The sequence below is a fragment of the Gracilibacillus sp. JCM 18860 genome (assembly GCF_055395245.1).
Window position 1 is genome coordinate 1,963,470 of the sequence record NZ_AP043868.1, and the last position, 20,515, is coordinate 1,983,984.

18 protein-coding genes are annotated in these 20,515 nt (G+C 37.9%); 11 read left to right on the forward strand and 7 right to left on the reverse strand.

The features are described 5' to 3' along the window. Positions 1–323 precede the first annotated feature (323 nt). Positions 324–1,322, forward strand: coding sequence for a Gfo/Idh/MocA family protein (locus tag ACZ5R4_RS10040; RefSeq protein ID WP_464368432.1), 999 nt, complete (start codon positions 324–326; stop codon positions 1,320–1,322). Between the two features lie 311 nt (positions 1,323–1,633). Here ACZ5R4_RS10040 and ACZ5R4_RS10045 read toward each other — a convergent pair whose 3' ends face one another. The 3 genes from ACZ5R4_RS10045 to ACZ5R4_RS10055 all read right to left on the reverse strand — a co-directional run bounded on the left by ACZ5R4_RS10045 (position 1,634) and on the right by ACZ5R4_RS10055 (position 4,487). Further along, complete coding sequence (locus ACZ5R4_RS10045) at positions 1,634–2,428, reverse strand: ABC transporter ATP-binding protein (protein WP_054788236.1); 795 nt, start codon at positions 2,426–2,428, stop codon at positions 1,634–1,636. After that, the gene (locus ACZ5R4_RS10050) at positions 2,421–3,413 is read right to left on the reverse strand and encodes an ABC transporter permease (protein WP_109984787.1); all 993 of its coding nucleotides are present in this window, start codon (positions 3,411–3,413) and stop codon (positions 2,421–2,423) included. Before ACZ5R4_RS10050 ends, ACZ5R4_RS10045 begins: the two co-directional genes overlap by 8 nt. Positions 3,414–3,494: 81 nt before the next feature. Further along, a complete protein-coding gene (locus ACZ5R4_RS10055; protein WP_054860749.1) occupies positions 3,495–4,487 on the reverse strand; it encodes an ABC transporter substrate-binding protein in 993 nt (330 codons plus the stop codon). Between the two features lie 193 nt (positions 4,488–4,680). Between ACZ5R4_RS10055 and ACZ5R4_RS10060 the strand changes: the two genes are divergently transcribed. Beyond that, complete coding sequence (locus ACZ5R4_RS10060) at positions 4,681–5,802, forward strand: NAD(P)/FAD-dependent oxidoreductase (protein ID WP_464368433.1); 1,122 nt, start codon at positions 4,681–4,683, stop codon at positions 5,800–5,802. Between the two features lie 157 nt (positions 5,803–5,959). On the opposite strand, the gene ilvD is transcribed toward ACZ5R4_RS10060, so the two are convergent. Continuing rightward, the gene (ilvD, locus tag ACZ5R4_RS10065; RefSeq protein WP_464368434.1) at positions 5,960–7,651 is read right to left on the reverse strand and encodes a dihydroxy-acid dehydratase; all 1,692 of its coding nucleotides are present in this window, start codon (positions 7,649–7,651) and stop codon (positions 5,960–5,962) included. Positions 7,652–7,771: 120 nt separating this feature from the next. Between ilvD and ACZ5R4_RS10070 the strand changes: the two genes are divergently transcribed. Next, the gene (locus tag ACZ5R4_RS10070; protein WP_109984784.1) at positions 7,772–8,311 is read left to right on the forward strand and encodes a M15 family metallopeptidase; all 540 of its coding nucleotides are present in this window, start codon (positions 7,772–7,774) and stop codon (positions 8,309–8,311) included. Between the two features lie 107 nt (positions 8,312–8,418). On the opposite strand, the gene ACZ5R4_RS10075 is transcribed toward ACZ5R4_RS10070, so the two are convergent. Both ACZ5R4_RS10075 and fni read right to left on the reverse strand, forming a co-directional pair. Beyond that, on the reverse strand, positions 8,419–9,417 hold the full coding sequence (locus ACZ5R4_RS10075) for an NAD(P)/FAD-dependent oxidoreductase (RefSeq protein ID WP_277678542.1): 999 nt from the start codon (positions 9,415–9,417) through the stop codon (positions 8,419–8,421). Positions 9,418–9,433: 16 nt separating this feature from the next. Further along, positions 9,434–10,465: a type 2 isopentenyl-diphosphate Delta-isomerase gene (fni, locus tag ACZ5R4_RS10080; RefSeq protein ID WP_109984782.1), complete on the reverse strand. Its 1,032-nt coding sequence runs from the start codon at positions 10,463–10,465 to the stop codon at positions 9,434–9,436. A 119-nt stretch (positions 10,466–10,584) separates the two neighbouring features. On the opposite strand from fni, the gene pepT reads away from it, so the two are divergent. From pepT to ACZ5R4_RS10120, 8 genes are all read left to right on the forward strand, one after another. Beyond that, positions 10,585–11,814, forward strand: a complete 1,230-nt coding sequence (pepT, locus tag ACZ5R4_RS10085) for a peptidase T (RefSeq protein ID WP_109984781.1) — start codon at positions 10,585–10,587, stop codon at positions 11,812–11,814. Between the two features lie 201 nt (positions 11,815–12,015). Next, positions 12,016–12,846, forward strand: coding sequence for a TetR/AcrR family transcriptional regulator (locus ACZ5R4_RS10090; RefSeq protein WP_181397562.1), 831 nt, complete (start codon positions 12,016–12,018; stop codon positions 12,844–12,846). Then, complete coding sequence (locus ACZ5R4_RS10095) at positions 12,846–14,327, forward strand: MDR family MFS transporter (protein WP_109984779.1); 1,482 nt, start codon at positions 12,846–12,848, stop codon at positions 14,325–14,327. The genes ACZ5R4_RS10090 and ACZ5R4_RS10095 overlap by 1 nt, the downstream gene beginning before the upstream one ends. A 178-nt stretch (positions 14,328–14,505) precedes the next feature. After that, complete coding sequence (locus ACZ5R4_RS10100; protein ID WP_109984778.1) at positions 14,506–15,432, forward strand: DUF7847 domain-containing protein; 927 nt, start codon at positions 14,506–14,508, stop codon at positions 15,430–15,432. Between the two features lie 13 nt (positions 15,433–15,445). Further along, a complete protein-coding gene (locus ACZ5R4_RS10105; protein WP_054860676.1) occupies positions 15,446–16,108 on the forward strand; it encodes a DUF4129 domain-containing protein in 663 nt (220 codons plus the stop codon). Continuing rightward, entirely contained in the window at positions 16,105–17,247 is a 1,143-nt protein-coding gene (locus ACZ5R4_RS10110) for a DUF4350 domain-containing protein (RefSeq protein WP_464368435.1), read from the forward strand. The genes ACZ5R4_RS10105 and ACZ5R4_RS10110 overlap by 4 nt, the downstream gene beginning before the upstream one ends. Further along, positions 17,244–18,173, forward strand: coding sequence for an AAA family ATPase (locus tag ACZ5R4_RS10115; protein WP_109984776.1), 930 nt, complete (start codon positions 17,244–17,246; stop codon positions 18,171–18,173). The genes ACZ5R4_RS10110 and ACZ5R4_RS10115 overlap by 4 nt, the downstream gene beginning before the upstream one ends. Continuing rightward, the gene (locus ACZ5R4_RS10120; RefSeq protein WP_109984775.1) at positions 18,127–19,482 is read left to right on the forward strand and encodes a DUF58 domain-containing protein; all 1,356 of its coding nucleotides are present in this window, start codon (positions 18,127–18,129) and stop codon (positions 19,480–19,482) included. The genes ACZ5R4_RS10115 and ACZ5R4_RS10120 overlap by 47 nt, the downstream gene beginning before the upstream one ends. On the opposite strand, the gene ACZ5R4_RS10125 is transcribed toward ACZ5R4_RS10120, so the two are convergent. Next, positions 19,462–20,433 carry a stage II sporulation protein M gene (locus ACZ5R4_RS10125; RefSeq protein ID WP_109984774.1) on the reverse strand — a complete coding sequence of 324 codons (972 nt, stop codon included), beginning with the start codon at positions 20,431–20,433 and terminating at the stop codon, positions 19,462–19,464. The two genes, ACZ5R4_RS10120 and ACZ5R4_RS10125, sit on opposite strands and share 21 nt — an antisense overlap. Positions 20,434–20,515: the final 82 nt, after the last annotated feature.

Here is a 20,515-nt window from a genome sequence, read left to right on the forward strand (position 1 = left end):
GCTTACATTATCATCGATTATTGCTTGTAGTGTAAACCTTTCCTCTCATGTTATTCACGAGATCTCTGCATAAACTGTTCAGTTTTTTGATATATTTGAAGTATCGTAGAGAATTCTTATGACTGATTATATCATAGGCTTTGGCTTAAGCATACCAAAATTCATCTCCATCTACTCAATGTCCTTTTACATTCCTTAATGATCGAAGAGATACTTCTATCGGATATCCGTTAAATATTACTTGTATTAAATTATTATGCAAAAATATAGGGATTTGATATACTACAAGGAAAGCGCATACATACGAATAAGGAGTGAGAGACATGTTAAACGCAGCATTATTAAGTAGATGGCACGTACATGCTGATGATTATGCACAACAAGCAAAAGCAAATGATGGAATAAATATTAGTGCCGTATGGGATGAAGACCTTGAACGTGGTAAGAAATGGGCAGATGAATTAGATGTTCCATTTTATGAAGATTTAGACGAATTATTATCTCAATCAGATATTGATGGGGTAATTGTAGATACACCAACTAATATGCACAAAGATGTCATCATGAAAGCAGCGAAAAATAAAAAGCATATTTTTACAGAAAAAGTGTTAGCAATTACGGTATCGGATTATCAAGAGATTGTTGCGACAATTGAAGAGGCTGGGGTAGTGTTAATGGTTTCTTTACCGAAATTAACAGATGATTATTATTTGCGCGCACAGAAAGTGTTAGATGATGGTGCTTTAGGTAAGCTTACAACGATTCGTTGCCGCTTTGCACATAATGGTGCCGTTCCATCAAAAAATAGTGCAACAGGCTGGCTTCCAGCACATTTCTTTGATAAAGTGCAATGCGGAGGTGGGGCATTAATTGATTTAGGTGCACACCCTATCTACTTAACTAATCGTTTAGCAGGGCCTGCTCGATCTTTATCAGCAATGTTACAATCAACTAGCGATCAGTACGATGTGGATGACAATTCGGTAGTCTTAGTAGAATATGAATCTGGAGCAATTGGTATCCTAGAGACTAGCTTTTTATCTAGTGGAAGTCCATTCCAATTAGAATTATATGGTACAGAGGGTACTTTATTGGTAGAAGAGCAATCTGTTCGTTTAAAAACAGATACAGACTGGGTGGATGTGACAGACACTGTTTATGAACCAATGCCAATGGAGCAATGGGTGCATGCCATCAATAAGACAGCAGAACCAAGTCTGAAAGCAGAAGATTTCTACCATCTTACCCTTATTAATCAAGCAGCAGCACAATCAAATGAGACTGGTGAAAGAGTACTACTAGATAAAGTAGCAAACAACTAACTTATCATCAAAAACTTGCTTTCTTTTACTTAAAGTAAAGAACTTAAGTTTATTATAGAGAAGTAATATTTTTATTCGTGTTAAGCTAAGGTTTACCACGTCTATTAGCGTAAAGATGTCCCTTTTCGGGCTCTTTATTTTTTTAGTTTTAGATACTTCATTTCCTATGAATTAAAAAACGAAATCCTATGAAGGGAACAAACGAGTTACATTTCGTCTCGATTTCAGCTACGTGCATTACTCCCTGCTAAAATCTCCTTATCATGTTAAAAAGACAGCTACTTTTGTAAAGTAACTGCCTAAAATTAATATTAACCTAACACCGCTCGATCGTTATCCATTTGCTTTCCACGTATCCGTTGGAATTCTGCTAATAATTTTTCGATCGTAAGTGCTTGTTTTTCTTCACCAGAAACCTCTAGAATAATTTGACCTTTATCCATCATAATCAGTCGATTTCCTAGGTCTAATGCCTGTTGCATATTATGTGTGACCATTAAAGTAGTTAATCCAAATTGTTCGACTACTTCTCCTGTAAGCTTGGTTATTAAATCTGCTCGAGACGGATCCAGTGCTGCTGTATGCTCATCTAATAATAAAATATTTGGCTCAGTAAAAGTCGCCATCAAAAGAGAAAGTGCTTGACGTTCCCCACCTGATAGTAAACCTACCTTTGCATTCAAACGATTTTCCAATCCTAAATGCAAAGTAGCAAGATGCTCTTTAAAAAGAGACTTTCTTCTCTTACTTACTCCATACTTCAATGTACGCTTTTTATTCCGAGCATAGGCCATTGCAAGATTCTCTTCGATCGTCATCGTTGGAGCCGTTCCAGCCATAGGATCCTGAAATACACGTCCAATCAGACGAGAACGTTTATACTCTGGTAGCAAAGTTACATTTTTCTCATTAATTTTAACAGATCCGACATCAGGCTTTAACGAACCTGAGATCATATTCATCAAAGTTGACTTTCCAGCACCATTACTACCAATTACTGTAACAAAATCGCCTTTTTCTAATTGAAGGTTCACAGTTTGTAATGCCTTTTTCTCATCTAAAGTTCCTTCATTAAACGTAATGGAGATGTTGTTTAAACTAAGCACCTTTACCCTCCTCTCCATTTTCAAGCATCCGTCGTTTTTTCTTTTTTCGGACAGCTTCTTTTCGAGTTGTTATTATTTTTGGCATAACTAATGCCGCAATAACAATAATTGCTGTAATCAGCTTCGTATCTCCAGCTTCCAAAAACTTCGCCTTTAACGCTAATGTTAGCACAATCCGGTAGACAATCGCTCCACAGACAACGGCTAATGTTGTTCTGGCAATGGTTTTTGTACCAAAGAGTGCTTCACCAATAATAACAGAGGCTAATCCAATTACGATCATACCGATACCCATTCCAACATCGGTAAAACCACCGTATTGTGCAATAAACGCACCAGACAATGCTACTAATCCATTCGAAATACCTAATCCTACGATGGTTAAAATATCAGTATTTGCCGAGAAGCTTCGAATCATTTTCTCATTGTCACCTGTTGCACGTAGGGCGAGTCCTACTTCTGTCTTCAAGAAGTAATCTGTTAAAAGCTTGATTAGTAATGTAACGATAATCATAATAATTAGAACAGCCCAAGTACTAGGTAAAGGGTCTATATTTAGTGCAGCTAACATATCGTTTAGCAACGTATCAATACCTAATGTGCCCCAAAATCCTTCGATTTGCTTAAATAAGGTGGGCTCATTCAACAGTGCAACATTTGATTTTCCACCCATTATCCGTAAATTAATCGAATATAAAGCTATCATCATTAAAATCCCAGATAGCAAGGGATTTATCTTCCCTTTCGTATTCAAAATTCCAGTTATCATCCCTGCAATAAATCCAGCAATTAAAGCATAAAAGGTTGCCAAAACAGGTGGTACACCATTCACTATCGACACAGCCGCAACTGCTCCACCTGTTACAAAGCTCCCATCTACCGTTAAATCTGGAAAATCTAAAATACGAAACGAAAGATAGACACCTAAAGCCATTAGTGCATAAATCACTCCTGACTCAAAGGCCGTAAAAATTGATATAAACATGTCTATCTTCCTCTCTATCCTATAACAAGCATTTTGTGAGAAAACCTCGACACCAACTTCATGTCGAGGTTTTTCTTCATTTTATTCTTCGTTGACTTCTACTAGCTCAGCATCCTTTTCCCAGGCACTATTCCATTCAATACCTTGGGCTTCTGCTGCATCTTTATTAAGATATAGATCGATTTCTGGTGGATATTCTACAGGAATATCTGCAGGAGTTTTCTCACCAGTTAAAATTTCTACTGCCATTTCTCCAGTACGATAACCGATATCGTAATATTCAAAACCGTAAGCTGCAAAGCCTCCACGTTTCACTGAATCTGGCTCTCCTACGATTAACGGAAGATCTTGTTCTTCTGCTACTCCAACAACCGTTTCTAACGCAGAAACAACGGTATTATCGGTAATAATGTAAAATAAGTCTGCTTCTCCGACTAAGGAAGTTGCCGCTTGCTGTACCTCTGAAGAGTTACCAACGGTTGCTTCAGCAGTGCTCAAGCTAGTTCCTTCCACCGCTTCTTTCACAGCTTCGATTTGAGCAATAGAATTAGCTTCACCAGAATCATAAATTAATCCAATAGTGGCATCCTTGAAATTTTGATCAATAAATTCAATGGTCTTCGTAATGGCCTCTGGGTGAAGATCAAGTACACCAGTAATATTCTCACCTGGCTGATCCATTGACTCAACTAGCCCTGCTCCTGCCGCGTCTGTTACAGATGTAAATAGAACCGGTATACCATTAGAGGCTTGTAGAGCACTTTGTGCACTTGGTGTGGAGTTAGCAAAAATTAAATCGACTCCATCTGCCACAAAGTTATTCGCAATGGTCATAGCATTATTTTGATCATCCTGAGCACTTTGGAAATCATATTCTACGTTTAAACCAGCATCTTCAATTGCTGCTTGAAATCCTTCATATGCTGAATCTAGAGACGGATGTTCTACAATTTGTGTTGCACCGATTGTGTATGTTTCTCCATCTCCTGACGAATCACTTTCTCCTTCTGTTCCACAAGCTGCTAGAACACTCATAGCCATTGCTACCAACAGTAACAAAATCCCTTTTTTCATCATTTTTATTTATTTCCCCCAATTTCTTCATTAAATGAACAGCAAAAATAGTTATGATACATTATAGCATATGTTTTTGTCCAATAGTATACTTTCTTTATGATTTTACGCGTGAAATTAATGGAATTCTTGCTTGGTTCGACAAAATACTGCAAACTATGGATAGGTGCATACAGAAAAAGGTGATGAATAGATGGCTAATGTTATAGTAATTGGTGGAGGAATTGTAGGTTTATCGGTTGCTTATTATCTAGCAAAAGAAAACGTTGAAGTAACCCTTGTCGATGCTGACCATACTGGGCAGGCAACTACTGCTGCAGCAGGAATCATTTGCCCGTGGGTTTCACAGCGTAGAAATAAAAAATGGTATCAGCTTGCCAAAAACAGTGCTAGCTTTTATCCAACACTTATCGATGAACTGAAGAATCAAGGTATTTCCAATACAGGATATAAACAGACGGGAGCTCTTGTTATCCGTAAGGAAGAGAAAACACTACAAAAAATATATGAGATGACCCAGCAGCGCCTGGTCGATGCTCCTGAAATCGGGGAGGTTACTCGATTAAATGTTGCGGAAACAAAGCAAAGATTTCCTTTACTTGATGAAAAGTATCAATCCCTTTACGTTAGTGGTGCAGCTAGAGTAAACGGTGGAAAATTGCGAAAATCCTTACTAGAAGCTTGCATGAACTATGGAGTAAAAATAATCACTGGAGAAGCAAGCTTAGTGAAAACAGCCAACCATGCAAATATCAAAGTGAACGACACTCTTATTGAAGCAGATCAAATTGTTTTAGCCAATGGGTCCTGGTTTTCCACTATTGTGGAGTCCTTAGGGTTAAATGGATTGATCAGACCACAAAAAGCCCAAATTGTCTCCTTAAAATGGAAGGAGGATGACACAGGTGATTGGCCAGTAATTATGCCAAGAGGAACACACTACATTGTTCCTTTTGAACACGGGCAAATTGCAGCAGGTACTACACATGAGGATGATGTTGGTTGGGATACACATGTAACGCCAATAGGTTTACAAAAAATCTTTTCGGATCTGAGAGAAGTAGCACCAGCTTTATTAAGCAGTGCTTTAGTAAAGGTAAATGTAGGATTTCGACCCGTTGCTCCAGATTTTTTACCAGTCTTCGGCAGGCTCCCTGGTTATGAAAGAATTTATGCTGCCAATGGCCTTGGCTCCTCTGGTCTAACTACTGGTCCTTTTATCGGAAGAGAGCTCGCCAAAATGATATTAAGAAAAGATGGTATTTTAGATGCGAAAGATTACCCGATTCACTCTATTATAAAATCTTCTGAATAAACAGATAGTTAATTTCTTCGGTTCCTGTGCTATTGCCAAGATATGTACTTTTATCTTGGCTTTATCGTACAGTAATTCGGTTATTCCCAAGCTATTTATCCTACTTTTAAAATGAAAAAGTGGAGAAACCAAATTGGCTTCTCCACTTTTTATGTTTTTATTGATCGTTTCTTCTAATAAAGTCAGTGACAGCACCTTGTGAGGAACAGGAGACATTATGAGCATATTTCCCAAGTACTCCGCGTTTGTAAAGTTCTGGAGCTTTCCAATTGGCACGGCGTTTTTCTAATTCTTCATCGGAAACATCCATAGTAATCTCTTTCAATTCAGAGTCAATGGTTACCATATCCCCTTCTTCTAATAGACCAATTGGCCCTCCAACCTGTGCTTCTGGTGCAATGTGACCGACAACGAGTCCATGGGTACCACCTGAAAATCTACCATCAGTTAGTAAAGCAACCTTTTGCCCTAAGCCTTTTCCTACTAGAATCGCAGAAATAGAGAGCATCTCAGGCATTCCAGGCCCACCCTTTGGCCCCACATAACGGATTACTAGAACATCGCCTTCTTTAATTTCATTGTTCATCACTGCATTTGTTGCTTCCTCTTCTGTATTAAATACACGAGCAGGACCTGTGTGACGTTTAACCTTAACACCAGAAACCTTTGCTACAGCACCATTTGGTGAGAGGTTTCCTTTTAACACAACGAGTGGTCCATTTTCACGATATGGATTACTTAATGGATGGATGATAACTTGGTCATCAGATAATACCGGTGCATCTTCATAGTTCTCGGCAATCGTCTTGCCAGTTACCGTTAAACAATCTCCATGTAAAAATCCGTTGTCTAGTAGGAGACGCATAACAGCCGGAACCCCACCGATATTGTGTAAATCCTCCATAACGTATTTTCCACTTGGCTTTAAATCTGCTAAATGAGGTACTTTTTCTTGGATACGATTAAAGTCATCCATTGTTACGTCCACTTGCGCAGCATTCGCAATAGCTAATAAATGGAGTACCGCATTCGTTGATCCACCTAATGCCATTACAGCAGTAATCGCATTTTCGAAGGCTTTTTTCGTTAAAATATCTTTTGGATATATGCCTTGTTCTAATAGTTTGTAGGCAGCTTCTCCCGCTTTACGGCAATCCTCTGCCTTTAATTTGGATTCAGCAGGGTTAGAGGAGCTACCAGGTAAGCTCATTCCAAGCGCCTCTACCGCTGTGGCCATTGTATTCGCAGTATACATACCACCACAAGACCCAGCTCCCGGGCAAGCAGCACATTCAATTCCTCTTAATTCCTCGTCATCTATATCCCCATTGTTATGTTTCCCAACGCCCTCAAAAACAGAAACGATATCCAGTTTTTCACCATTGCGGAAGCCTGGTGAAATCGTACCACCATATACGAATACTGCTGGAACATCGGAACGAGCAATCGAGATTAAGCATCCAGGAATATTTTTATCACAGCCTCCAATCGCTACATATGCATCTAGATTCTCCGCCCCTACTACTGTTTCGATAGAGTCTGCAATGACATCACGACTCGGAAGAGAATAGCGCATGCCAGACGTCCCCATTGAAATACCATCAGAAACGGTAATCGTATTAAAGATCATAGGCACACCGCCCGCAGCTTTAGCCCCTTCTTTTGCACTAATTGCTAGATCATCTAAGTGAATATTACAAGGTGTAACCTCACTCCATGTACTAGCAATCCCGATCATTGGTTTTTTAAAGTCCTCGTCTGTTACACCTACCGCACGAAGCATAGCACGGTTTGGCGCACGCTTGGAATCATCAAACACTTTACTTTTGATACGTAAATCTTTCCCCATACCTTTTGCCTCCCAACCATTATCTTCGAAAATATATAGAAATCTATTTCTATCAAATCTCAATACAGATATAGTATCATATATTTAGGATATACGAAATGTCTCATAAAGGAGAAAATAATGAAAATTCGCAAAATTTTTATTTTTTTATTGTTGATTCTAGTATTATTTGGAAGCTATCAGTACTATTTATACCAAAAATATCAAGACAGACCTATGCCTACAGACCTTCATCCACTAGTCAAGCAAGCAAGGGATGATTTAATAAAAAGGACAGCATCCATCGGAATACCGATTTTAATTACAGATGATTTCCGTTCCATTGCAGACCAAGACCAAATTTATGAACAAGGAAGGACAACAGAAGGCAGTGTTGTCACTTACGCAAAGGGAGGAGAGTCTTACCATAATTATGGGTTAGCTATTGACTTTGCCCTCTTACCACAGCCGGATCAAGCAAGCTGGGACATGGAATATGATGGGAACAATAATGGAAAGAGTGACTGGATGGAGGTAGTTGAAATAGCGAAGGATTTAGGGTTTAGCTGGGGTGGCGATTTTACCCGTTTTAAAGATTACCCTCACTTGCAGATGGATTTCGGCTTGAGTATTCGCGACCTACAAAGAGGAAAAAGACCAAGCGATGTTTTAGATGAATAGAGCGTGATGTTCTATATGCCCCTCTGAAGTTCTATCATTAGGAGTTACTTTCACGTTGACATCGCGCTCTAAAGTCTGCGGCATTACCAATTGATGGGCACTAGCAATTATCGGTAAATAACGGTACTATACAATTGCTCGGTCGCTTTAGGATCAATCATTAGATGAGCATGATTCACAGCAGTGATTGCTTCTGTATATCCCGAAGCGATTAAGGTGGTTTTACCTGGATATTGGACAATATCACCTGCAGCAAAAACCCCTTCAAGGTTTGTCTTCATTAAAGGCGTTACAGGTATCCTTCCCTTTTCGATTTGAATTCCCCAATGTTCAAAAGGCACTGCTTGAAGCTCTAAACCATGATAAGTAAGCAACTTATTCGCCTCCATCACAATACGTTGCCCCTTCTCTTTTATCTCTATATGGGTTAGCTCTTGTCCCTCGACGATGAAATCCGTCATTTCTACTTGGTAATATACCTTCACCTTACTCTTATATAGGCTGTCTATATCTTCATCTTTCACTTGTAGAAACTTGTCTGCAGGATTAATCAGTGTCACTTCTTTCGCTAAGCCTTCTAAAAACAATGCCCAACCAACACCTACTTTGCTATTTGAAGAGATCACGACTTTTTTCCCTTCATAGTTAGCTTTATGCATTAGCGTTGTAGGAACGGATTCTTTAAAGACAGAATGAGGTAAATTAGGCCATTCAGAAGGTCTTTTCGTATGAAACGTCCCTGAACCTGTCGCAATTAAAACGGTTTTGGCGGTAACTATATGACCTTTAGCTGTTTCTAGCTGAAACAAATGATTGACTTTCGTTAGCTTCTCTACAAAATCCCCCATTACCACCTCAGGCTGATGACGTTTTGCTTGTTCAATCATATTCTCTACTAATGCTTCACCAGAAATATCGGGAAAGCCACCGACATCATAAATGATCTTTTCAGGAAGAAATTGCATAACCTTGCCACCAAGCTGCTCTTGTGCCTCTATGAGCATAACCTTCATCTCTCTCATTGTTGCATAGTAAGCAGCAAAAAGTCCTGTCGTTCCTCCACCAATGATAATTAAATCAACGCACTCTTCTACTCTTTTCCCCATAAATTCTCTTCCTTTTTTATGAAAGTATTTGTAATCTGTCCGTAGCCTTTAATTCAGAAATATTCTCCACTCCGATTCCGAACATCGCTATCTTCAGTTCTAGCTCTCTCGTTTGCATCCATTCCATTAATGCTTCCGGAGATTTTATTACTTCCTTTAACACCGAGCGAGCAAATCCTACATGGCTAGCCCCTAGCGCTAGAGCTTTAGCAGCATCTAAACCATTTCGAATACCACCACTTGCCATAAGCTTTTGATTCGGCAATTTTTCACTAATATTAAATAAACACTCTGCTGTCGGATTGCCCCAGCTTGCAAAAGCTTCTGCGGCTTGTTTTTTTATCGGTTCATTGGAACGTAATTTTTCGATTTGACTCCAGGAGGTTCCTCCTGCACCAGCTACATCAACAAAAGCTATCCCAACATCGATGAGACGTTTGGCTACATCCTCATCTATCCCGAATCCAACTTCCTTCACCCCTACTGGAACCGGAAGATTCTTTACGAGCCTTTCGATTTTCGGTAATAGATAAGAGAAATTAACGTCACCACCTTGTTGAATAATCTCTTGAATGGAATTCAAGTGTAACACAAGCGCATCTGCCTCTGTCCACTCTAAAATTTGTTTTACTTCTTTAATTTCTATCCCATAATTAAGCTGTACAGCACCGATATTTGCAATAATTGGAATGGTCGGTGCAAATCTTCTCACTTGAAAGGAGCTTCGATACTTATCACTCTCTAGCATCACTCTAGTAGATCCTAGGGCAAAAATCCATCCCCGTTCCTCTGCTGCAATGGCCAGATTCTGATTTATCGATTCAGCAAGCGCTGCTCCTCCAGTCATGGAGCTAATCAAAAAAGGGGTAGGAAGTAGGTGATGAAAAAAACTTGTTGCCAAATCTATTTGATTAAAATCAATCTCTGGTAATGCATTATGCTTAAAACGATAACGGTCGAATCCGTTAGTGATATTACGGCCTAGTGCCTCGTCTGACAAGCTCAGCTCTATATGTTCTTGTTTTCTACGATGAATAGAGTCTGTCATCTGATCCTTCCTTTCTTATCTCTTTTGCTTCCAATGTGTAAGTGTATCCAATTTGATATATACTATATATTATTATCATATTTTTTGATTTTCTTAATTGCAAAGAAGGGGATTTTTATATGAAAAATAAATTAATAGAAAGACTTACCACCTACGCGAAAATCAATACCCAATCTAATGAGAATAATTCGAGCTGTCCTTCTACTGATGGGCAATGGGAGTTAGCACACCTCCTCGTTGATGAATTAAAATCTATTGGTATGAAGGATGTCACTATTGACGAAAACTGCTATGTGATGGCAACCTTACCAAACAATACAGATAAAGAACTACCAGTCATAGGCTTTTTAGCGCATATGGATACTGCAACCGATTTTACAGGTAACGGTGTAAATCCACAACTAACAAAAAATTACGATGGTAAGGATATTATTCTTCATCAGGCCTTAAATATTATTCTTTCACCAAAAGAGTTTCCAGAACTTAAAAATTATACTGGCCATACACTGATGACGACAGATGGAACGACATTACTTGGTGCAGATAATAAAGCAGGAACTGCTGAAATTATGACTGCAATGGAATACTTAATCAAAAACCCTCAGCTTCCGCATGGAGATATAAGAGTGGCTTTCACTCCAGATGAGGAAATCGGACGAGGACCACATAAATTCGATGTGCAACGGTTCGGGGCAGATTTTGCCTATACAATAGACGGTGGCCCTCTCGGAGAGCTACAGTATGAAAGCTTTAATGCTGCCGCAGCAAAAATCACAATTAAAGGCAACAATGTACATCCAGGTACTGCAAAAGGGAAACTGATCCATGCTATAAAGATTGGGATGGAACTCCATTCCTTACTACCAAATCAAGAAGCACCTGAGTATACGGAGGAATATCAAGGGTTCTACCATTTATTATCTTTTGAAGGCGATGTAGAAACAGCCAAGCTCTATTATATTATCCGTGACCATGACCGAAAAAAATTTGATCAAAAGAAGCAGAATTTAAATGATATGGTAGAAGTACTTCAACAGAAGTATGGAAGAGAAAGAATATCATTAGAAATGATAGACCAATATTATAATATGGCTGAAAAAATCGAACCAGTAAAGCATATTGTTGATTTGGCTTATCAAGCAATGACTGAAGCAGGTGTTACCCCTAATGTGAAACCAATTCGTGGGGGGACAGATGGATCACAGCTCTCTTTCATGGGTTTACCTACACCGAATATTTTTACTGGAGGCGAAAACTTCCATGGAAAATATGAATATATATCTATTGAAAATATGGAAAAAGCCGTCCACACGATTACAAAAATTGCTGAATTAGCTACAAAGAATTAGGATTTTAAGGCAAATAAGAGGAACGATTCAAAATTAGATCGTCCTCTTATTTGTTTTTTTATAAAATAATCCTTCCAACCCTGCACTAAACTTTACAATCTCTTAAATTTTATTTCATTGACAATCCTTCTCTCATCCTATAAACTCCTAACATGACCAATAAGTCATAATAATGACTATAAAGTCAAAGTGGTGATCAAATTGGATAAAAAGCAAGAAATTTTACAAGCTGCACTAAGGCTTTTTTCTGAAAAGGGCTTTAATGAAACCTCGGTTCAAGAAATTGCAAATGAAGCACATATATCCAAAGGCGGATTTTATACCTATTTCTCTTCCAAAAAAGGCCTAATGCTTGAAATGATTAAAGAATACCATGACAAAATCATCGATCAAGCAAGTCAATTTCAATTATTAGAGAATGCCTCACCTTGGCAGCAATTAGCAAGTTATATAGAGCTCGAAATTCGTACATTGCTTGAACATCAATCTTTTTTCTATGTTGTATTCAAGGAGTTTCCGCCAAAAGCAGATGAACAAGTAACCAAGTGGATGGACGAAACACAAATAACGATAACAAATAATCAGTTAAATATTTTTCGGCTTATCTATGGAAAGGAATTTGAGTCTTATTACACGGATTTGATCGTAATTATGCAAGGACTGGTGAAAGAATATACCTTCTACGTAGAGATAAATAATAGAAGCATCCATGCGCACGAGTTAAGTGAATGGATCGGTCACCTAATTCATTCCATTGTTATGCACTTACAAGAAAAACAACCTCTACTACACGAAAAAACTCAAAGTGTAGAAGACATTTTTAAAAATTTAAAGAAACAAATAGAGGTATGGCCTGATGAGAACCAAAAAAGGAAGTATGAGGAGACGCTTCATTTAATACAATTAGAGTGGCAAAAAACAAACAAAAATAAAACGTTACTCGAAATTTTATTTCATTATTTGAAATCAGAAAACACGCTTTGCTTTGATATTTTGCAATTAGAACAATTAATTTTACAGGAGGAAATATAATGACACAGCAACCTAATATAGAGGAAGTGAGACGAATACCAATGATGGCAGTGATGTTAATTGGGGCTTTCGTTGGTCTATTAAATGAAACACTTCTTGCTACAGCATTACCAAGTATCATGAATGATTTTGGAATTCAAGAAAACCAAGTTCAATGGTTAACTACCGCCTTTTTGTTAACAAATGGGGTGATGATCCCCATTTCTGCTTTTCTTATTGAAAGATTTACAACAAGACAATTATTCTTAACCTCATTAAGTATTTTTGCATTAGGGACATTGATTGCAGCTATCTCCCACACCTTTGAGCTGTTATTAGTAGCCAGAGTTGTTCAAGCAGCTGGTTCAGGGATTATGCTACCATTAATGATGACGGTTATGTTAACGATCTTCCCAGTCGAAAAAAGGGGAGCTGCCATGGGGATGGCGGGGATTGTTATTTCCTTTGCACCAGCAATTGGCCCTACGTTATCAGGATGGTTACTTGAATTTTTCTCATGGAGAGGCTTGTTCTATGTCGTCCTACCAATTGTCGTGATTGCGATTATCGTTGCTTCTATGTTTGTGAAGAATGTGACCAAATTAACGTATCCCAAGATTGATATTCTATCTATTCTTCTCTCTTCTTTAGGTTTTGGAGGATTACTTTACGGTTTTAGTACAATTGGTGGACATAGTGGCGAGTCTTCTGATGGCTTGAGCCAAACCGCTCTTTTCATCATTCTTGGAGGAGCAATCATTTTAGCATTGTTTATTATTCGCCAAATCAAATTGAAAAAACCAATGCTAGAGTTTCGGGTTTTTCGTTATCCCATCTTCTCCCTATCATTAGTCATTACGATGATTGTACTAATGGCACTAATCGGGGCTGAAACAATGCTTCCACTCTATATGCAAAACACAAGAGGGTTTTCTGCATTGGAAGCTGGTATGATGATGCTACCAGGTGCTATTGTGATGGGGATTATGTCCCCTATTACAGGAATGCTTTTTGATAAATATGGAGCTAAATGGCTTGCTGCAATTGGGTTAACCATTGTAACGATTACAACATACTTTTTCACCAATTTAACTATGGATACTTCCTATACCTTGCTTGTCGTTGTTTATGCCATTAGAATGCTTGGTTTGTCCTTAGTAATGATGCCAGTTATGACTGCAGGACTGAATCAGCTTCCACAGGAATGGCATCCACACGGTACAGCGATGGCAAATACCTTCCAACAGGTATCTGCCTCGATTGGAACTGCGATTCTCATAACTGTAATGACGTCAGCAGCTAAAAATTACCAGCCAGAGCAAGCAGCATTAGCCGGATTATCTGAAGAAGAGGCAATCTTGCAGGTTGCTAACAATGCATCGATGAGCGGATTTAATACAGCATTTTGGCTTGCTACTGCTTTATCAATCGTTGGATTAGCCCTTTCCTTCTTCTTAAGCTCCAAGCCAAAAACAAAAGAGCAACAAGAAAAAATTGCTTAATTATCCTTTCAGTGGGGCTGATCCATACCCCACTGATTTTTTCAGGTTGGAGTTGACCTCCCTATGTCCTTTTCTATCCTCCTTCCAATCCTTCACTATTTTATTAAAAATTATTCCATATCGTCTAAATCATGTTAAAATAGTCACTATGTAGTATTTATCAAGGGGGACCGATTTAATGAATAATAATATGAAAAAACCTTTAAGTTTTGGAGAGATTTTAGACCAAACCTTTCGAATTGTAAAAACGAATTTCGGGTCATTATTTATGATTTCTTTTCTTGTCATGGCACCGATTTTGATCATCCAATCCATTATGTTAGCCCTAAGTGGTCGAGATTTATTCTCAAGTATTGATCCGAATGAGAGCTTTTTTGACCAGATTTTGAATGATCCGTATGTACAGGGATATGAGCTAGGATATGCTGCAGGAGATCTTTTTCAGGAATCATTAATTTTACTTTCCTCATTATTAGTTATTTTTGCCACACCGTTGATTGCTGGTGCCACTGTTTGGGGTGTGAAGCATGCCCGTGATGGAGAGTCCTTCATGGCAAAGGATATGTTAAAAAAAGCTTCTAAAAGATATTGGCCTTTATTAGGTGGTACGTTCTTACTTGGCCTTATTATCTTTGGTATCATGTTTGCATTTTTTATGTTCGTTTTCTTAACACTACTCGTGATGATCCCACTACAGCCTATTGCAGGTATTCCTATTTTAATTCTTTTAATTATTGGTTTTATATTAGGTGCAGGGCTATTATTTACAAGATGGAGCTTGTATCTACCTGCCACTTTATTTGAAAGAGTTGCTCCTGGTCTGGCAAAGAGCTGGAGATTAACGAAAAGACAAACATGGAAATTTTTTGGGATGTTTATTGTTTTAGCCATTATTATTGGGATCTTTAGCTCCATATTTGAATTACTTCTAGGTTGGTTGGGAGACAGCGTACTATACCAATTGTTATACAATTTCCTTACCATGATCACCTCCATCATATTTACGGTTGGTTATTCGGTGATGTATTTTGATGCTAGAGTAAGACAGGAAGCTACTGATCTTAAAGATATGATCGATGAATATGACGTGACGGAGAGACCTTAAAGGAGACTTGTCGATGTCAGCTTATACGAACGCAAGAGAAGAAATGAATCAAATACTCAATCAGGAAGAATACCAAGTCTATTATGAGGATAATCGTAGCTTACTAGAAATCATTTGGTCTAATATTAAGGAATGGTTTACAGATTTATTATCAAAGCTAAACATACCTGTCTCCAGTGACTCAGCAATCGGTAATACTATCATTATTACCGTCATGGCTATTCTTGCTATTGCGATAATCCTTCTATTCCTTCTGGTTATTATGAATATTGTAAGACGTCGAAAGCTAAGGAGTTCCCAACCACTCCAGTCTAATAGGGAGCTTGAATGGAGCTATGAGAAACATTTACGTGAAGCCGAAAAGCAAGCAAATGAAGGCCAATTTCGTATTGCTACTAGACATCATTTTTTAGCTTTACTACTAATACTCCGTGAAAGAAATCTACTAGAAGTTAAAAGGTGGAAAACGAATTGGGAGTATTACGATGAATTAAGAAAAAAAGATAAGGATCTGGCAAATAACTTCTATCAAGCTGCTCTATTTTTCGAGCAAGCAACCTATGGCGAGCGGAAAGTAGAAGAAAATGATTATCAGACTTATTATACAACGATCAATGAATTGATCTCAGCGATAATAGAAGGGTTTCCAAACGAAGGAACGGGTGATTCATCATGAATTCTAGCAAATTTCATAAAAAGACATGGATAGTTGGTGTAGTGTTCTTTTTACTGCTTATTTTGTTAAGTTTTTTCTCTACAAGTGATTCACCCAAGCAATATCCCAGTTTTTTAACAGAATCTCCTTCCTTAACAGGAACGAAAGCAATATATACTTATTTAAGGCAACAATCAGATGATGTCACAAGAGTAACATCACTACCACATGAGGAAACGAATACAGAGGAATTACGCATGATGATAAATCCTCCTGTATTAACAGATAAAGTAGCAGAAGAAAGTTATCTGGAATATATCGAAAAGGGAAATACGCTTGTGATATGGAAAGAAAATCCTAATGATTTGTTCGGTATAGAAGCAACATTACAAGTGGATCCCTATACCAAACAAACGCAGCAACCAAGTCAGGTGCAAAGCCCTAACAATAGTTATGAAGCTGTTATAAATAGCGCCTATCGACTTGAATCAACGGAACAAGATAATGTGCTATTAGAGGATTCCTATGGTGTACTTGCCTTAGAAAGACGTATCGGTGATGGGCATTTGATTGTCATAACAGAACCAAATTGGTTGACGAATGACCAAATTACCGATTATGAGCATACAGAAATCATTTTTGATACACTGTCCTTCGAGAGATTTCCATCCATTACCTTTGATGAATTCCATTTTCATTCATCAAACGGCCTTGTCTCTCCATTGAAAATATTCCCTGGGTGGGCATATGTTTTATTCGTAGAAGGAATTATCTTTGCTCTCTTTGTACTGTGGTATCAAGGAAAACGTTTTGGACCTATTCGAATAGCCAGAGAGGAACATGTCCGATTAGGTGATGAAAGATTAAATGCTGTTGCCATTTGGCATTTGAAAGGGAAAAATTACAAATCGGCGATTCTTCATCAAGTGGACTATTTAAAAGAGGCTATACGAGAAAGATATGGTATACCATACGACAATTCCTGGCAAAAAAGAATGGAACATTTAGTTCCTACGTTAGAATCCTTATCTACAAAGGACGCAACTTACTTCGCTCAAGAATTAGAAACAGTACTGAATAAGGATAAAATAAATAAATACCAATTCTTAACTCTATCAGCAAGTATCGAAAAAATAAGAGAAGAGGTGGAAACTAGATGAGTCAAACGATGATCAATCTATTAGAAAAATATGAACAACGTATTATTGGCCAACAAAAAAATCTTCGATTATTATTAACCGCAGCATTGGCTGGTGGCCATGTACTTATTGAAGGCGTACCAGGGACAGGAAAAACACAAATGGTCAAGACATTGGCTAAGTTAGTGGACGGGGAGTTTAATCGAATCCAATTCACTCCCGATTTACTGCCAAGTGATATCACTGGTAGCTCGATTTATAACATGAAGGAGCAAGCCTTCCAAACCTTAAAAGGACCTATTTTCACCAATGTTTTGCTTGCAGACGAGATTAATCGTACACCGGCTAAAACTCAAGCGGCATTATTAGAAGCAATGGAAGAAAAACAAGTGACGATCCAAGGAGAAACCTATCCATTGCCAGATTTTTTCTTCGTTGCAGCAACTCAAAATCCGATCGAATTTGAAGGTACATATCCTTTACCGGAAGCACAGCAGGACCGTTTTTTGTTCAAGCTTAGAATCAATTTCCCTTCATTAGAAGAGGAGATCGAAGTATTACAAATGGTGATAACTGAACAGCTACACCCAACGGAGCTCAAGGCAATGTTTACCAAAGAGGAGCTTGCTTCCATACAAACAGAAGTACAACAGGTTAAAATTAGTGATAGTATAGCCGATTATATTTTGAAAATAGTGAGGAAAACACGAGAGCTTGAACAAATTCAACACGGAGCAAGCACTCGTGCAGCTATCGCTATCGCCAAAACTGCTCAAGTATGGGCATATTTAGACAATCGAGATTATGTAACTCCAGATGATGTGAAATTAATGACAGTACCGAGTCTAAGACACCGAATCCAACTGTCTCCCTATGCAGAATTGGAGGGATCTGATATTGATGAAACGATTAAAGCCCTTGTGGGATCGATTGCTGTTCCAAGATAAAGGTGTATTACCAACGAAAACCTTTATTATATATTTTAGCTTATTCATCATCGCTTTGTTTTTCTTATCCTTTTGGCGTTTCAGTTGGTTATTTTTAATGTTTGCAACAATCCTGTTTCTTTGTCTTAGTATCATAGATTTATATCTAATGCCAGGACGCAAGGAACTAACAATTACACGCGAATTGACAAAAGAAATGGAGCGCTATGAAAATTACTTAGTAAAGATGACGATCGAAAATAAATCAAGCTTTGACTGTATCATTAGAATAAAGGATAGCTTTCCTGTATCGTTTCAGACTACTTTCCCTGAAAATCAATCGATACCAAAGCTTCAAAAAACCATGCTTTCTTATGAGATAAAACCACTAATACGAGGGAAATACACGATTGATAAGCTTTATACAAGATATAGGAGTAAGATTGGATTATGGGAGAGACAATTAACTTTTAACCAAAAAGATGAGTTAAAGGTCATTCCTAACCTATCAGAAACAAAGAAATATTTAGCAAGTGCACAAAATTATTTACTACATGAAGGAATTAAAATTAGAAAAATGAAAAGTGGGATGGGTGAATTTTCTAAGGTTAGATCCTATGTGGTTGGTGATGATCCTCGAAAAATGAATTGGAGGCAATCTGCCAAACTTCAAGAGATGATGACAAACGAATATGAGCCTGAGCATGGAAAAAACCTTACCATATTAATTGATTGTGGAAGAATGATGGGGGTGGAGCTCGAGGAAGGAAATCGCTTAGAAAAATCGATCGAAGCAGCAATCACGCTAGCTACTGCTGCATTAGATAATGGTGATCATGTCTCGGTGATTGCATTTTCTAAAGATATTAAGACAGTTATCCCATCAGGAAAAGGGTTGGATCATTTAAATACGATTCTTCAAGGAATATACTCACTTCAAGTAGATCCTCAGGAATCGAATTATGAACTAGCGATAAGATATATACAATCCGTTCAAAACAAACGGAGTATGATTATTTTATTTAGTGACATCCAAACATTTATCCATGAGGACCATCATTTATTTTATTTGAAGGAGCTCCGGAGGAAGCACTTATTTTTGATGCTAGGAATAAAAGATCTGTTATTACATCAAAAAATAGAAAAGAAACCAACAACAGTAAAGCTGGCAATGGAAAAAAGCGTGGCACAAAAGCAGTATCTCCTTCAAAAGAAAGGAATGAGAAAATGGGAGAAGCATGGTTTGCCCATGCTAGAATCCCCTGCAGAAGACCTTGCGGTAACCGCAGTTTCTCAATATATTGATACATTAAATAGAGGATTGCTGTAGTGCTCTTTTTTGCATATGGTAATATCCGAATATCATATAAAAGATTAAGCCTAATCCTGTTAAAATAGCAACTGCATATTTCATTTCTAATGATAAGTTAGCAGGTGTAATAAATCCTTCTATAATACCGGCAATAACAAAGAGCGGGATGGTACCTAATAAAAGTTGAACAGATCTTAATGTCTGCAGTTTTAATTGGTATCCTCTTGTATAAGCACCTGGGACAAATAATTTATATCCCATCAGCAAGCCCGCTCCACCTGCTATAAATATCGCTAACAATTCGATTACACCATGTGGAACAATATATGCCCAAAATGCATAGGAATTATCATACTGATAAAATAGACCTGCTAAAGCACCGATAATGATACCATTGTATATTAAAACATATACTGTCAAGATGCCAAACGTAATTCCACCAGCAAATGCCAATATTGCTACTCGGATATTGTTGACCATAATCTCTGCAGACATTGAGGCAGAATCCACTTCCATTCTTGGCTCTTCTCCTAAAGTTTCAGGCTCAACCGATTGTACCATTTCTTGTGGAAGAATAGCATATACATAAGTGGAGTTTTCTATTACGGCCAAATAGCTTGCCAAAAATCCGAATCCAAACAATAGCATCGCGAGCACGATAGCCTTCCACTGTCCTAAGAGCAAACCTACGAATTTTGAACTTATGAAATGGTAGATTTGCTTTCCAGAGGTTTGCTCAGATTTATATAAGACATTATGTGCTTTTGCAACTAGCTCATTTAAATAACGAGTAATCTCTTCATCAGGAAAATAGGTTTGACTATACGACAACTGCCTTGCTACCTTTTGATAGGTTAGTTGAAACGAATCGATCGTTTCTGGATCTTTTTTTGATTGGATTAGCTTGATAAGCTTTTCTAAGTTTCTCCAGTCGTCACGGTTTTGTTTCATAAATTGATTTAATTGCATATATTCACCTAATTTTCTAACTTTTTACTACATTATACTGCAACGAACAGCAAATGAACAGATCACATTTTTTCATGGAGGA